Raw genomic sequence first — 14,959 nt, forward strand, 5'->3', positions numbered from 1 at the left:
TCTCGCCGCTGTGGCCGCCGTGCTGGCCATTCCGGGCGCATGGGTCACGCTTATCGGCGTGGATACACAGACCACGGCGTCGATTGTCGCCCCGGCAAATGCGCAAACGCAGGGCCAGAGCGAACAGCAGGCCGAAGCATCGGAAAGCAACGAAGAGCAAAAATCCTATTTCCTGTCTTTCGTGGAAAGCCAGCTTTCCGCGCCGAACCGCCGTATCTCGCTTTCGGGCATCAGCGGCGTCCTGTCGTCGGAAGCCTCCATCGGCTCGATCACCATTGCCGACCGTGAAGGCGTCTGGCTGCGGATTGAAAATGCCAAGCTGAACTGGAGCCGCACCGCTTTGCTGCTCGGTCGGCTCAGCATTCAGTCGCTGAGCGCGGAGCGCATCGATATTGCCCGCAAGCCGCTGCCGGACAACAGCCTGCCATCGCCGGAATCGTCGAGCTTCAGCCTGCCGGAACTGCCGATTTCCATCAGTCTGGATCAGCTTGATGTGGCGCGGCTGCGTTTTGGACCCGAGATTTTCGGCCTCGAATCGGAAGTCTCTGCAACCGGCAGCCTTTCGCTCGCCGATGGTTCACTGAACTCGTCCTTCGATATCAAGCGCCTTGACGGTCCCGGCGGCAGTTTCGCCCTGCGCGCCGCCTATGCCAATGCCGACCAAAAGGTCGATCTTGATCTGAAAGTTGCAGAACCCGCCAATGGCATCGTGGCCAACTTGCTCAATATTGACGGTCGCCCGCCAGTCGATCTCACCTTGACAGGCGCTGGCCCGCTTGATGATCTGAAAGTGGATTTGGCGCTCGACACCAATGGCAGCCGCACGCTGACTGGCGCTTTCACGCTGAACCGTCAGGGCGAAGCGCCCAATGGCGGTCGCGTTTTTGCCGCCCGTTTCAATGGGCCGATTGCTGTGCTGGTGCCACCAGTGTTCCGTGACTTCTTCGGTTCCGAAACCGTGCTTTCTGCCGATGGCTTCCTGAAAGATGCGGGTGGTTTCCGTCTCGATGATCTGGCGCTGACAAGCGCCGCGCTGAAGCTGAAGGCTGCTGCGGAATCCGGCAATGATCATTTTCTGAACAAGCTCAGCATCGATGCGTCGATTGCCGACGAAACCAAGGGCCGTGTGCTGCTGCCGGTCAAGGGCGCCGAAACCTATATCGACAATGCGCGGTTTCAGGTTTCCTATGGCGACCGTCCAACCAATGACTGGACCGGCCAACTTTCCGTCAACGGCTTGAAGAATGCGACCATTGCCGCCTCCAGCGTGGCGCTGGACATGGGCGGCGTTGCCGAAAACCTCAACGATGCCGCAAACCGCCACATCACTTTCAAGGTGACGGGCGGCATGGACGGCATTTCCTCGCCACGCGCAGAACTGGCGCAGGCACTGGGCAGCAAGATCGCGCTTCTCATCGATGGCGGCTGGCGCGCCGGTTCTCCGGTGGAACTTGCACAGGCGAATATCGAGGGCAACGGTCTCAGCCTTGATCTCAAGGGCAATATTGACGACTTCGTCTTCAATGGCGATATCGCCGCCAAGGTCGCAAGCCTTGCGCCCTTCGGCGCTTTGGCGGACAAGGAACTGGCGGGCAGTATCGACGTCAAGGCCAAGGGCACGGTTCGCCCGATCAGCGGCGCATTCTATCTCGATCTCGACGGTACGGCGCAAAACATGCGCACCGGCACTGAGGCGGTCGACAATATTCTGGACGGCGAAGTGCGGCTGGCCGGTGCTGTCGGTCGCAGCGCCGAAGGTTTTTCCGCGCGCGATTTCCGCATCGGCAATGCGTTGAGCAAAATCACCGCCAATGGCTCCTTCGCATCGGACAAGGCGAATTTCGATTTCGGCGTGATGCTGTCCGATATGAAGCTGCTTTCACCGCAGGCATCGGGCCGTATGACGGTCAAGGGCAGTGCGCGCGGTGACGACAAGCTGATTGCGCTGGCGCTGCGGGCCGACGCGCCGCAGGGCACGCTTGCGGGCCGCAAGCTTACCAATGCCGGTCTTGATTTCAACGCCATGCTCGATGGCAATGCGAGCACCGGCGCGGCTCTGTCCGGCAAGCTGGCAGGCAATGCCTTCCTCAATGGCGAGCGCATTGAACTGGGTTCACTGATCGACATCGTCAATGACGAGAAGCGCCTGACCAATCTTCTGTTCAATGCAGGCGGGGCCCATCTTTCCGGCAATGTCACGCAGACGGCCAAGGGTTTGCTCAATGGCGCGCTGAAGCTCGACGCGCCGGATATCTCCACTGCCGCCGCACTGTTTCTTGCCGAGGCAACCGGGGCGGCCAATGCCGATATCGCGCTGCAAGCCGATGGCGACCGGCAGAATGCGACCGTTTCAGCTGACGCCAAGGGCGTGAAGGTCAATGGCAATCATATTGCGTCCGCCAATATCGCGCTGACCGCACAGGATCTGTTCGGCGTGCCCGTCGTGGACGGCAATGCTGCCGCGCGCGACATTATGGTCGGCACGTTCGGCATCGACACCTTCGACGCCAAGGCAAACGCCACCGGAACCAAGACCGATTTCAGCGCCAATACGAAGCTCAAGATCGGCACGGTGGCCAATGCCGCCGGCTCGCTGGAGCCGAAGGATGGCGGCTTTGAACTCGGCCTTGCCTCGGCAGATGTGAAGCAGGGTGCGCTTCGCGCCAATCTCGCCGAGCCGGTGACGATTGCCATGAAGGGCAGCGCGATTTCCTTTGGCGATATCATCATCAATACCGGTGCCAATGCGGGCGCGGGGCAGGTCAAGATCAACGGCTCGGTCGATGACCGCCTTGATCTGTCGGTGGCGCTTACCGATCTGCCGCTGGCGCTTGCCAACACCTTCAAGCCGGACCTCGGCCTCGGCGGTACTGTCAACGGGACCGCCCGCGTGACCGGTACGCGCGATGCGCCCAATATCGCCTTCGATATGGCGGCGCGTGGCGTGACGGCTGCTGAACTGAAGAAACAGGGCATCGCTGCGCTGAATGCCGATGCCAAGGGCACGTCGGCCAATGACCGGCTCAACATCGACGCCCGGGTAACCGGTGGCGCTGCAAGCGGCAATGGTATCGACGTCACGGCGAAGGGCGGCGTGCCGCTCGGCAAAGGTGATCTTGGCGTCGATGTGACGCTGGCCAATCTGCCGCTCGGCATACTGAACGGCGCTGTGAAAGGGCAGGACCTCGCGGGCAATGTCACCGGCACGGCGCGCGTGACGGGCCCGCTGACCAATCCCGCCGCGACCTTCAATCTCAAGGGGGCCGGCCTTGCTGCCAAGCCGCTGCGCGAAAACGGCCTTGCGCCGCTCAGCCTTCAGGCAGCAGGCAGCTATGCCGCCAAGGCGGTCGATATTTCCTCGCTGACGGTGGATGGCCCGCAGGGCCTGAATGTCACGGCGAGCGGCAAGGTGCCGTTCTCCGGTCAGGGCCTTGGCGTCAATGTCAACGGCAACGTCCCGCTGGCGCTCGCCAATCGCTTTCTGGCGGATCGCGGCGCGCAGGCCAATGGCACACTGACGCTGACCGCAAGCGTTTCCGGCGGCTTCGACCGCCCGCAATTGCGCGGCATGTTCTCCACCAGCGGTGCAACCTTCATCGATCCCGAAACCAATGTCCGTGTGAACAATATCAATATCATGGGCAGCATGGATGGTGAAACCATCACGCTGCGGCAGGTCAATGCTGCGTTCGGTAGCGGCGGCTCCGTTTCCGCAAGCGGCACGATCTCCACGAATGCAGCGGCGAATTTCCCGGCCAATATCGATATCAAGCTGGACCGCGCCCGTTATGCCGATGGCAAGCTTGTCGTCGCAACGGTCAATGGCGGCATCTCGATCACCGGACCGCTGGCAGGCGACATGCTGATTGGTGGTCGGATCGACGTGGAACGTGCGGAAATCTCGGTACCGGAAAATCTCGGTGGCGGCGCAACCTATGTGCCGGTCGAGCATAAGAACACGCCGAAAAATGTTGCGAAGACGCTGGAGCGCGCCAAGGTCGAAACCCGCAAGGGTAAGGCCAAGTCGGTGGCGCGGACCAATTCAGCCGGACCGCGTCTCGATGTCGTCGTCAATGCGCCAAACCAGATTTTCGTGCGCGGTCGCGGTCTCGATACGGAACTGGGCGGGCGCGTGCGCCTCACCGGGCCGGTCAGCGATATCAAGCCGGTTGGTTCCTTCGACATGATTCGCGGTCGCATCGGCATTCTCGGCCAGCGCATCACCTTTGATGAGGGGCATGTCACGCTGGTTGGCGACCTCAATCCGCAGCTCAATTTCGTGGCCCGTTCGGAAGGCAATGAAATCACCGCCATCGTCACGGTCACAGGCACGGTCGATAATCTCAATATCGTCTTCTCCTCGTCCCCGGAACTGCCGCAGGATGAAGTGCTGGCTCAGCTGATCTTCAAGCGCTCCATCGGCGAATTGTCGGCGTTCCAGATTGCACAGCTTGCTGCTGCGGCAGCGGAACTTGCGGGCGGCTCCAACAATTCGCTCATGAACAAGCTTCGCGCCGGTACCGGCCTCGACGATCTTGATGTCGTGACCGACAGCAAGGGGCAGACAGCCGTTCGCGCCGGACGCTACATCCGCGACAATATCTATCTGGGTGTGGAAGCAGGGTCCGGCGGCTCGACCAAGGGAACCGTCAATCTCGACATCACGCGAAACCTCAAGGCGAAGGGGTCGCTTGGCGCAGAGGGTGATTCCAGCGGCGGTATCTTCTACGAAAAAGACTACTGATCTTTCCTCGATTTGCTTGAATAAGCCGGGCGGTTCGTCCGGCTTTTTCTTTTCAAACGCTGCATCCCTCGGTTGAGTTTTTACGCCTGCGCTAATCTTTTATGAGTATCGAAATGCCTGGTTTAACGGTTCCTCAACCATAAGACTGCAAATTGCGGTTAATACCGAGCGGCATGATGCCTGCTCCCTGTCACCTGTGTTTTGGGCGATTTGCATGTCGAAGTTGAGTGATGTTCTGAGCCGCCGCCGCTTTTTGCTTGGCACCGGGGCCGTCGTTCTGAGTGGCGCCGCAGGCTGCTCGCAGACGATGGACATGTCTGCCTTTCAGGTAGATACAATGTCGACAGGGGGCATCTCGCCGATGCGTCCGCAGATCAGTGTTGATCGCGCCATCACGACGCCGGATGTCATGTATGCATCGGTGCAGGAGGGGCCTTACGCGCTGCCTGCCATTCCTTATGACAAGGTACCGAAGCAATTCCGCCGCCAGATTGTGCCGGACCCGACCGGTCAAGCGCCGGGCACCATCGTCGTCAGCCTGAAAGATCATTACCTCTATTATGTGCTGCCGGGCGGCGAAGCGCTGCGCTATGGCGTCGGCATCGGCAAGGCGGGCTTTGAATGGCAGGGCCGTGCCAATGTGCAGTACAAAAAGCAGTGGCCGCGCTGGACGCCGCCGCCGGAAATGATCCAGCGCAAGCCGGAACTCGAAAAATACCGCAATGGTCAGGAGCCGGGTCCGCAGAACCCGCTCGGCGCACGCGCGCTTTACATTTTCCAGAATGGCCGCGACACCGGCTATCGCATCCACGGCTCGCCGGAATGGTGGTCCATCGGGCAGTCGATGTCGTCGGGCTGTATCCGCCTGATGAATCAGGACATTATCGACCTGTATAATCGCGTACAGGGGCAGGCGCCGATTGTTGTCAGCTAACTGCGCCGAAGATATGAATGCTTAAACAAAAGGCCGTCAGAGACGGCCTTTTTTGCATTCTATTCGTAGCGAACCGATTTCGGCATCGCTTCGCCAAGCCTGACGAAATGACGGAACTCGGCGCGCAGGCTTTCGGCGGAAGCCATGTGAACCTGCTTTTCTGGCGCAACGTCGTTTTGCGCGATCTGGGTGGATACGCCCGGCATGACAAATGCTGCTACGGTCAGTACGAGGGCAGCGGCAATGCCGAGGCGTCGTTCGGTTCTGGCCTGCATTTTGATCTCCTTGCGCTGCATCGCAGCGGCTTAAAACTTAGAATCGTCTTTGTTCGCAAAACGCTGGGATTTTCAGATCAGTGAAAAGTCGCGCGATGCGTAATGTTCAAAGCGGTGTCGATGGCGTGAATCGGTATTGGCAGCAAAGTCTGGCCGAAATCGGCCAAAGCTTCGGCAAAATTGCTGGCGGCAGCTGCCACATCGTCGCAGCGCCGTTTGCAGGCAATGGCTTCCAGACACGTGTCGAGCAGCAGCGCATCCTGATTGTGCAATCCGGAAATCAGCCCCAGCGTCAGGCATTCCTCGCGGCAGACATGATGCGAGTCGAACGGGAAAGCGCGCAACTCGCAGCTTGCACAATGACGCAGCACACGGATGAAATGCGAAAGCTCGCCGACAGCGCGCTTTGCTTCCGATGGTCCGAGCACTTCCGAATAGAGACCCCAGGTCATTTCCCACGGGATGATCGAGCCAGTCTCGAAACCCGCAGTCCAGCGGCGATAACCTTCCAGCACCAGCTTTTCCGGCAGGCGGTCGAAATAGCCTGCGCTATTGGCGCCGTTCAGCTGCGATATACGCATATTCATGAGCGCCTCCACGATGCAACATCGGCAGAGGCATGCGAGACAGGAGACTTGCCCTGTTTACGCTGAGCGGGACGTTCCGTCGCGCCGCGTATAGTGCAGTATCCGGTCGGCAAGAGACTGAGCTGCCAGGGCAGGCCGTCGATATTTGCGGACCGGCATTCACCGAGACCAACCATTGGGTCCTCCAATCGAAAGGGTTCAAGGCCCAGACATCAAAGGTGCGCAGGATTGCGCGGAGCTATATAAAAGCTGCAAATTGATCTGGAGTCAATTGGTCAACTTTTAAAAAGCCGAGAGATTTCAAGAGCGTAGAATTATTCTAGACTGCAATAGTCATGTTTACAGTATTCGAATGATAACGCAACCGCTGCGGGGAGACAGCGGTTGCGGCAAACGGGCGCAATGCCGGTGGAGGAGGGAGAGAACGACACCGCGCCCCATGCTCCGGGAATTAGTGGCCAGAATGATCGGATGAATGATCGGATGAATGTTCGCTCGTCTGGCCATTCTGGGCCGTGACGGGGAAGTTGATCTCAACCTTGCCAGCCTTTTCGAATTCGAGCGTAACCGGCACGGTTTCGCCTTCCTTGTAGGGCTTCTCCGGCTGGATGAACATGAGGTGATAACCGCCGGACTTCAGCTCGACGGTTTCGCCCGCAGGCAGGTCGAGACCGCCATCGAGCTTGCGCATCTTCATCACATTGTTTTCCATGCTCATTTCGTGGACTTCTACGCGCTTTACGCCCGTTGTGCTGACGGAGATGAGCTTGTCGGCATCCTTGCCGCCATTTTCGATTGTCAGAAAACCGCCTGCCACCTTGGCACCGGGCACCATGGCGCGAACCGAAGGCGATGTAATGGTGAGATCGCCAAGTTTCACCGGCTCGGCTGCATGGCTGCCGTGCGCGTCGCCGTGGTCACCATGACCACCGTGGCCTGCATGCTCGTCAGCGCCGGTCGCCGCCAATACGAGAAGCTGCGGGGCCGGATGTTCAAGCTCGTGCGGGTTCTGTCCGTCTTTGGCAATTTCCGTCCATGCGACGGAAGCGTCGCTGCCGCAGATCTGCGTCACGGGGAAGGAAAGCGTGGTGTCCTTGTCGAACTTGGCCAGCTGGCCGACGACGGTGAACTCGTCATAGAACTCGCCCGGCAGGTTGCCCTCGGTGAAGCGCACTTCCTTGATACCGGAGGTGACATCCTTGCCATGAACTTTGTAGCTCTTGGCATAATCGCCCTTGGTGGTTTCAATTGTCCAGCCAGCCTTGACCTGCGGCTGCGCCGACACAAAACCTTCGGGAAGCTCCACTTTGACTTCGGTCGTGGCCTTGCCGTCGCAGCCGTGCGGAATGCGGAAAGTGGCCTTGTAGAAGCTGCCAGCCTTGGCTTCGCTCTGGTCGAGCGACGAATGGGCATTGGCCAGGCCTGCGGAAAGGCAAAGGGCTGCCAGCGAAAATGCGGACGCGAAAAGACGATGATTTTTCATTCTGATAAACCTGAAGTTTAAAAAAAAGGAAGGCGCAACCTTTTGAGAAAAGGCGCACGGCTAAAAATTTTTAATCAAACAATAGGCGGAGCCTGCGGCGGCGCCGAAGGCGGGTAGACACTGCGGAATAATGCAAGCTGTGGCGGTGCAAAGCAATGGGTGATCGCGACATGCGGCGAGGGAGCGGTCGAGCTTTCCGGTGTCGGACAAAGGAAGCCGGAGGCAATACGGCAGGCCTCGCAGCTTTCGCTGCTTACATGCTTGTCATGCCCCTGATGATTCTGTTTTTCACCCTGGTTACCGATGCAAAGAACGGGATAGGTGCCATCCGGCAGTTGATACTGTGCGAGCTGATAGCTGTCGGGAGCATTCAGATCGATGGGCTTGTGCGCGAAGGCCACGAGCATCAAAGCCAATACGCTCAGGAGGCGTATGGCGAGATTGCTCCGAAACTGGCGTGCGCTGAACTTCAACCTACGGCATCTCCCTGTGTCGCGGAGCCTATCTAGTCGAAGCCATGCATCTTTGCCAAGCATCAAACGAAACCGGCGCGAATTGGTCGCGCCGGTTTCATCATCGCGGGCAGTCGGGGGAGAATGCCGGTCGCGGCTCAGATCGTCCGCTTTTTCATCTGCTCGGCGATGTAATCCGCCTGACGGATGGCCAGCGCCACGATGGTCAGGGTCGGATTTTCCGCGCCGCCGGTCGTGAACTGGCTGCCATCGGAAACGAACAGGTTCTTGATGTCATGCGTCTGCCCGTGCTTGTTGACCACGCCGTCCTGCGGCTTCTCGCTCATGCGATTGGTGCCGAGATTATGGGTGGAAGGGTAGGGCGGTGTCGGGAAAGTCCGAACCGCACCGACCGCTTCATAGAGCGCCTTGCCCTGCGCATAGGCATGGGTGCGCATGGCGACGTCATTCGCATGGTCGCTATAATGAACATCCGGCACCGGCAGGCCATGCTCATCCTTCACGTCCTTGCTCAATGTGATGCGGTTGTTCTCCTGCGGCATGTCCTCGCCAACGATCCAGAGGCCCGCCATGTTGACATAATCATCCAGCGCCGAAGTAAAGCTTCGACCCCAGCCGCCCGGATTAAGGAACGCCGCCATGAAGGGCAGGCCAAGCGAAATGGTCTCCATTTCATAACCGCCGACAAAGCCGCGCTTCGGATCGTGGATCGCTTCGTCGCGGATGATGCCTGCCATGGTCGTGCCGCGATACATGTGAACCGGCTTTTCGAACGAAGCGTAAACCGATCCCGTCGTGTGCCGCATATAATTGCGTCCGACCTGTCCCGATGAATTGGCGAGCCCGTCGGGAAATTTCGACGAGGCCGAGTTGAGCAGCAGGCGCGGGCTTTCGATCGAATTGCCTGCCACACAGACCACACGCGCTTTTTGCAGATGCTGCTTGCCGTCCTTGTCGGCATAGAGAACGCCCGTCACCTTGCCAGCCGCATTGTGTTCGATCTTGAGCGCTGTGCATTCGGGACGAACTTCCAGCTTGCCGGTCTCTTCGCCCTTGGGAATTTCGGTATAGAGCGTCGACCATTTCGCGCCCCATTTGCAGCCCTGGAAACAGAAGCCGGTTTGCTGGCAGCCCATGCGGTCATCGCGCGGCGCAGAATTGATCGCCATGCGACCGGTATGACATTCCTTGTAGCCGAGCTTGTCGGCACCGGCTTTCATCACCTTGAAATTATTGTTGCCGGGCAGGCCTTCAATGCCGTTGGTGCGCGTCACCCCCATTTTGTCCTCGGCCTTGGTGTAATAAGGCTCCAGATCGGCAAGGGTAATCGGCCAGTCGAGGAGATTCGCGCCTTCCAGCTTGCCGTAATTCGTCAGCGTGTGGAATTCGTGTTCCTGAAAACGCAACGATGCGCCAGCCCAGTGCGTGGTGGTGCCGCCGACCGCCTTGACGATCCATGCGGGCAGATTTGGGAAATCTTTCGCGACCCGCCAGTCGCCGGATGTGGTGCGCTTGTCCAGCCAGGCGAGCTGCGCAAAACTGTCCCATTCATCATTGATGAAGTCTTCGAATTCGTGGCGCTTTCCAGCTTCCAGAATAACGACGTCGATGCCTTTCTGCGCCAGTTCGTTGCCGAGCGTACCGCCGCCAGCGCCGGAACCGATGATAACGACGACCTTGTCGTCCTTGAGATCATATGGAGCAGCCATGGTTTCCTCCCAATGCTTCGCCGTTTCCGCAAAGCGCTTGGCGCTTGCCGAACGGTAATGCCGCTTTGAATTTGGTTCGGTTGAGCTTGATCCGGCTCTTTAAAGCCACTCGATATCGTCGAAGCCGCGCTTGATATAACCGCCCTTGGAATAGGATTCGCCTTCGTAGCCGAAGAGCGGCCAGATATCCTTCTGGTTATAAAGGCCGGTCACAAGTCCGCTGCGCACCTTCTGGAAGAAGGGGCTTTGTTCAATATCGCGCAGGATCGCCACGCGCTCTTCCTCCCAACCGAGACCCAGATAGCCTCCGGCTCCGGCCCGTTTGTCCAGATCGGCAACACCGTCCTCAATCAGCTTTTTCAGCGTTTCATCCTTGGCGGAATCCGCGTCGTAGGGTTTGACGGCAATGGCGTAGAACCGGTCGGGAAGCTTGTCATGCGGATAAATATCGCGTGCGAGCTGGATCAGCGTCGCTATGGTTTCGGGCTTGAGCGTTGTCGTTTCAAGCGCCCATGCAAATTGCGGGCAGATAACGGCATTGCCGCTGATGACCAGCATGGCCCCAAGGCTCAGGCCCGCACCGCGCTTCAAGAGGTCGCGGCGGGAGAGCTTCTTCTTTTCGTGGGTGGAAAGACCGTCGAAAACGGTTGTCATTCGGTTCTCCTCCTTTGCTTGCCCATCCGGAATGGATGGACTGGCTGCGCGTACCCGGCGCATTTTCGTCACCGGGAACGCTGGCGTCTGTCGTGGCCGCTCCTCTCGGCCATGACAGGCGATATGGTGCCGGGCGGCTTACTGGTAACGGCCGCCGCGCTGCAGAACTTCGATCTTGTAGCCATCCGGATCTTCGGCAAAGAAGAAGCGGGCAAGCTGCACACCGTTGTTCTTGAAATCGACAAGCTTGCCGACCTTGAAGCCAAGCGCGGTGAAGCGCGCATGTTCGGCGTCGACATCGTCCACGACCACAGCAAGATGACCGTAGCCATCGCCCAGATTGTAGGGTTCGGTGCGACCCTTGTTAACGGTCAGCTCGACTTCGAAGTCGGCTTCTGCATTGCGCAGATAAATCAGCGTGAAGGTTTCGAAATCAATGCGTTCTGCAATGTCGAGCTTGAAAGCTTGGTGGTAGAAGGAAACGGATTTTTCCTCGTTGAGAACGCGGATCATCGAATGAATGGCTTTAGCCACAAGTGACTCCTATTTCTTGCAGGTCATTTTTGGCAGCGCTTCAGCAAAAGCGGCTTGCGATTGTCTCACTGGTTGTCGATTATGAAAGAAAAAACGACGGCGTGGTGGCAATCGGCTACCACAGCGCAGTTCGTGCTCTAAAGGATGGAGGAACCCATGTGCAAGGTTTTCGCCGAGCAGGACCCGGAAGGCTACCGGCAGATCAATCGCTCTGTGCGCATCGGCGGGCATTCCACCAGCATTCAATTGGAAGCGACCTTCTGGCGACTGCTGGATGCGATCGCGGCCAGCCAGAATCTGACCACGCCGCGCTTCATCTCGACGCTCTATGATGAAGCGCTGGAAGCCAATGGCGCAATCCCGAATTTCGCCTCCATGCTGCGCACCACCTGCGCGCTTTATCTCATGGGACACCGCCCGGAAGCCGCCGTCTGCGAGGAAGCGGCCTGAAAGGTGCGCCGAATGAGGCCCAGAATGAGCATTGGCCTCTTGGTGAAAAGGGATTAGGGGAGTAGGGGAATAAGGGAATAGGGCAGTAGGACAATATGTTCTATACATACTCACTTACTCACCTATTGCCTTACTGCCTTCACTAAAGGAATCGAAATGGCAAGCGTAACGCGCGAACAGGTTCTGGAACGGCTGAAGACCGTGACGGGACCGGACTTCGAAAGCGATGTTGTGTCGCTCGGACTGGTATCGGATATTTTTATTGCCGACGGCAAGGTCTTCTTCTCCATCACGGTTCCCGCGCAGCGCGCGGATGCGCTGGAGCCGATGCGGCTTGCAGCGGAAAAGGCCGTGAAGGAAATCCCCGGTGTTTCCGGCGCGCTGGTCACGCTGACGGCGGAAAAAAGAGGCGGCCGCACCAGCGACGACGCTCCGCCGCCGCCCAAGCCGCAACCGCGCCCTGCCGCTGCCGCACCCGCACAGCATCGCCATCCGCCGCAGCCACAACGTGCAGCAGCCAAGCCCGGCATTCCGGGCGTCGGCGCGATCATCGCCGTCGCATCCGGCAAGGGCGGCGTTGGCAAGTCCACCACGGCGGTCAATCTGGCGCTCGGCTTGCAGGCCAATGGCCTGAAGGTCGGCATTCTCGATGCCGATATTTATGGCCCCTCCATGCCGCGCCTTCTGGGCCTTTCCGGTCGCCCGGAAACGATCGAGGGACGCATCCTGAAGCCGATGGAAAATTATGGCCTCAAGGTCATGTCGATGGGCTTCATGGTCGATGAGGAAACGCCGATGATCTGGCGGGGTCCGATGGTCATGTCGGCGCTGACGCAGATGCTGCGCGAAGTGGCCTGGGGCGAGCTTGATGTTCTGGTCGTCGATATGCCTCCCGGCACCGGCGACGCACAACTGACCATGGCGCAACAGGTGCCGCTGGCTGGTGCGGTTGTCGTTTCGACGCCACAGGATCTGGCGCTGATCGACGCGCGCAAGGGCTTGTCCATGTTCCGCAAGGTGGATGTGCCGTTGCTCGGCATCGTCGAAAATATGAGCTACTTCATCGCGCCTGATACGGGCAAGCGCTACGACATTTTCGGTCACGGCGGCGCGCGCAAGGAGGCCGAACGCCTCAATGTGCCGTTCCTCGGCGAAGTGCCACTGCATATGGATATCCGCGCCCATTCGGATAATGGCACACCGGTCACGGTGGTCGAGCCGGATAGCGAACACGCGAAAATCTACCGCGATATCGCGTCCAAGGTCTGGGAAAACATGAAGGGCGGCAATGGTGCTGGCCGACCAGCACCGGCGATTGTTTTCGATTAAGGGAGTAGGGGAGTAAGGGAGTAGGGGAATAAGTGAAAAGGGAGCTTGAACAAAGTTTCGGCCTTACTAGCCTATTCCCCTATTCCCCTATTCCCCTATTCCCCTATTCCCCTATTCCCCTATGCCCCTATTACGTAACCACCGTCGGCGCATCGCGTCCGCTGCGCTTCTTCACTTCGGCGATCTGCTCGGCAGCGTCGATCAGCGCGGCGAGCGTTTCCTGCGTATCAAGATTGTGCTTGGCGGTGTCCGCTTCGTAGCGCTCGATATAGATGCGGATGGTGGCGCCTGAAGTGCCGGTGCCGGACAGGCGAAGCACGACGCGCCCGCCATCGGGGAAATAGATGCGGATGCCCTGATGCTCGCTGACCGAATGGTCCACCGGGTCATGATACGCGAAATCATCAGCTTTCTCGATCTTCAGACCGTTGACCGTGGTGCCCGGCAGGCTCGAAAGCTTGGCGCGCAGGTCAGCCACCAGCTTTTTTGCGATATCTGAATCGACCGCCTCAAAGTCGTGGCGGGTGTAATAATTGCGCCCGAAGCGCGCCCAATGTTCCTCGACAATGGCCTTCACGCTTTCCTTGCGCACGGCCAGAATATTGAGCCAGAGCAGCACGGCCCATAGACCGTCCTTCTCGCGCACATGGTCGGAACCGGTGCCGGAGCTTTCCTCGCCGCAGATCGTGACCTTGCCATTGTCCAGCAGATTGCCGAAGAACTTCCAGCCGGTTGGCGTTTCATAGATGCCGATGCCGAGCTTTTCCGCCACGCGGTCGGCGGCGGCGCTGGTCGGCATCGAACGTGCTATGCCCTTGATGCCGCCCTTATAACCGGGTGCCAGATGCGCATTGGCGGCGAGCATGGCGAGCGAGTCGGACGGGGTGACGAAAATACCGCGTCCGATAATCAGGTTGCGGTCGCCGTCTCCATCGGAGGCTGCGCCGAAATCCGGTGCATTGTCCGACATCAGCAGATCATAGAGATCTTTTGCGTAGACGAGATTCGGATCGGGGTGATGCCCACCGAAATCCGGCAGCGGCACGAAATTGACGACGCTGCCGTCCGGCGCACCCAGACGGCGCTCGAATATTTCCTTGGCGTAAGGCCCTGTCACGGCATGCATCGCATCGAATTTGAGCCCAAAGCCGCCCTTGATCATGGCGCGGATGGCGTCGAAATCGAACAGGCTTTCCATCAGCTCGGCATAATCGGTCACCGGATCGAAAATGACGATCTCGGTGTCACCCAGCTTGGTGCTGCCGAGCTTGTCGATATCGATATCGGCCACATCGGCGATTTTGTACTGGTCTATCACCTTGGAGCGAGCGAAGATCGCATCGGTGATCTTTTCCGGTGCCGGGCCGCCATTGCCGATATTGTACTTGATGCCGAAATCTTCCTTCGGTCCGCCGGGATTATGGCTGGCCGAAAGCACCATGCCGCCAAATGCCTTGTATTTGCGGATCATGTTGGATGCGGCTGGCGTGGAAAGTATGCCGCCCTGACCGACCATGATGCGGCCGAAGCCGTTGGCTACCGCGATCTTGATGAGCTTCTGGATCACTTCGCGATTATAGAAGCGTCCATCGCCGCCGACCACAAGCGTCTTGCCCTCAAAACCTTCCAGCACATCGAAAACGGACTGAATAAAGTTTTCTGCATAATTGGGCTGCTGGAATACGGGAACCTTCTTGCGCAGGCCTGATGTGCCCGGCTGCTGGTCCTGAAAAGGCGTGGTCGCAATCGTCTTGACGGTCATATCTTTCCCGTTCGATTCAATGGTT

At 58.7% G+C, this 14,959-nt stretch carries 12 protein-coding genes; 4 read left to right on the forward strand and 8 right to left on the reverse strand.

Going from position 1 to position 14,959, the window contains the following annotated elements; all coding sequences use genetic code 11:
- Nucleotides 1-58 precede the first annotated feature (58 nt).
- Nucleotides 59-4,744: a translocation/assembly module TamB domain-containing protein gene (locus ABWW11_RS01840; RefSeq protein WP_371835949.1), complete on the forward strand. Its 4,686-nt coding sequence runs from the start codon at nt 59-61 to the stop codon at nt 4,742-4,744.
- Between the two features lie 214 nt (nt 4,745-4,958).
- Nucleotides 4,959-5,678 carry a L,D-transpeptidase gene (locus ABWW11_RS01845; protein ID WP_109368098.1) on the forward strand — a complete coding sequence of 240 codons (720 nt, stop codon included), beginning with the start codon at nt 4,959-4,961 and terminating at the stop codon, nt 5,676-5,678.
- Nucleotides 5,679-5,737: 59 nt separating this feature from the next.
- On the opposite strand, the gene ABWW11_RS01850 is transcribed toward ABWW11_RS01845, so the two are convergent.
- From ABWW11_RS01850 to ABWW11_RS01880, 7 genes are all read right to left on the reverse strand, one after another.
- Entirely contained in the window at nt 5,738-5,953 is a 216-nt protein-coding gene (locus ABWW11_RS01850; protein WP_109370136.1) for a hypothetical protein, read from the reverse strand.
- A 77-nt stretch (nt 5,954-6,030) separates the two neighbouring features.
- Nucleotides 6,031-6,540 carry a hypothetical protein gene (locus tag ABWW11_RS01855; protein ID WP_181376065.1) on the reverse strand — a complete coding sequence of 170 codons (510 nt, stop codon included), beginning with the start codon at nt 6,538-6,540 and terminating at the stop codon, nt 6,031-6,033.
- A gap of 451 nt (nt 6,541-6,991) precedes the next feature.
- Nucleotides 6,992-8,023 carry a DUF1775 domain-containing protein gene (locus ABWW11_RS01860; RefSeq protein ID WP_109368100.1) on the reverse strand — a complete coding sequence of 344 codons (1,032 nt, stop codon included), beginning with the start codon at nt 8,021-8,023 and terminating at the stop codon, nt 6,992-6,994.
- A gap of 74 nt (nt 8,024-8,097) precedes the next feature.
- Nucleotides 8,098-8,496, reverse strand: a complete 399-nt coding sequence (locus tag ABWW11_RS01865) for a hypothetical protein (protein WP_109368101.1) — start codon at nt 8,494-8,496, stop codon at nt 8,098-8,100.
- A 137-nt stretch (nt 8,497-8,633) separates the two neighbouring features.
- Entirely contained in the window at nt 8,634-10,205 is a 1,572-nt protein-coding gene (locus ABWW11_RS01870; protein ID WP_109368102.1) for a GMC family oxidoreductase, read from the reverse strand.
- Between the two features lie 99 nt (nt 10,206-10,304).
- Complete coding sequence (locus ABWW11_RS01875; protein WP_109368103.1) at nt 10,305-10,859, reverse strand: Twin-arginine translocation pathway signal; 555 nt, start codon at nt 10,857-10,859, stop codon at nt 10,305-10,307.
- A 138-nt stretch (nt 10,860-10,997) separates the two neighbouring features.
- Nucleotides 10,998-11,393, reverse strand: a complete 396-nt coding sequence (locus ABWW11_RS01880; protein ID WP_109368104.1) for a VOC family protein — start codon at nt 11,391-11,393, stop codon at nt 10,998-11,000.
- Between the two features lie 156 nt (nt 11,394-11,549).
- Between ABWW11_RS01880 and ABWW11_RS01885 the strand changes: the two genes are divergently transcribed.
- Nucleotides 11,550-11,843, forward strand: coding sequence for a ribbon-helix-helix domain-containing protein (locus tag ABWW11_RS01885; RefSeq protein ID WP_109368105.1), 294 nt, complete (start codon nt 11,550-11,552; stop codon nt 11,841-11,843).
- Between the two features lie 156 nt (nt 11,844-11,999).
- The gene (gene apbC / locus ABWW11_RS01890) at nt 12,000-13,172 is read left to right on the forward strand and encodes an iron-sulfur cluster carrier protein ApbC (RefSeq protein ID WP_109368106.1); all 1,173 of its coding nucleotides are present in this window, start codon (nt 12,000-12,002) and stop codon (nt 13,170-13,172) included.
- Between the two features lie 130 nt (nt 13,173-13,302).
- On the opposite strand, the gene ABWW11_RS01895 is transcribed toward apbC, so the two are convergent.
- Nucleotides 13,303-14,934 carry an alpha-D-glucose phosphate-specific phosphoglucomutase gene (locus ABWW11_RS01895; RefSeq protein WP_319081294.1) on the reverse strand — a complete coding sequence of 544 codons (1,632 nt, stop codon included), beginning with the start codon at nt 14,932-14,934 and terminating at the stop codon, nt 13,303-13,305.
- Nucleotides 14,935-14,959 lie beyond the last annotated feature (25 nt).

The organism is Brucella sp. NBRC 113783, assembly GCF_040372265.1.
Classification (GTDB): domain Bacteria; phylum Pseudomonadota; class Alphaproteobacteria; order Rhizobiales; family Rhizobiaceae; genus Brucella; species Brucella teleogrylli.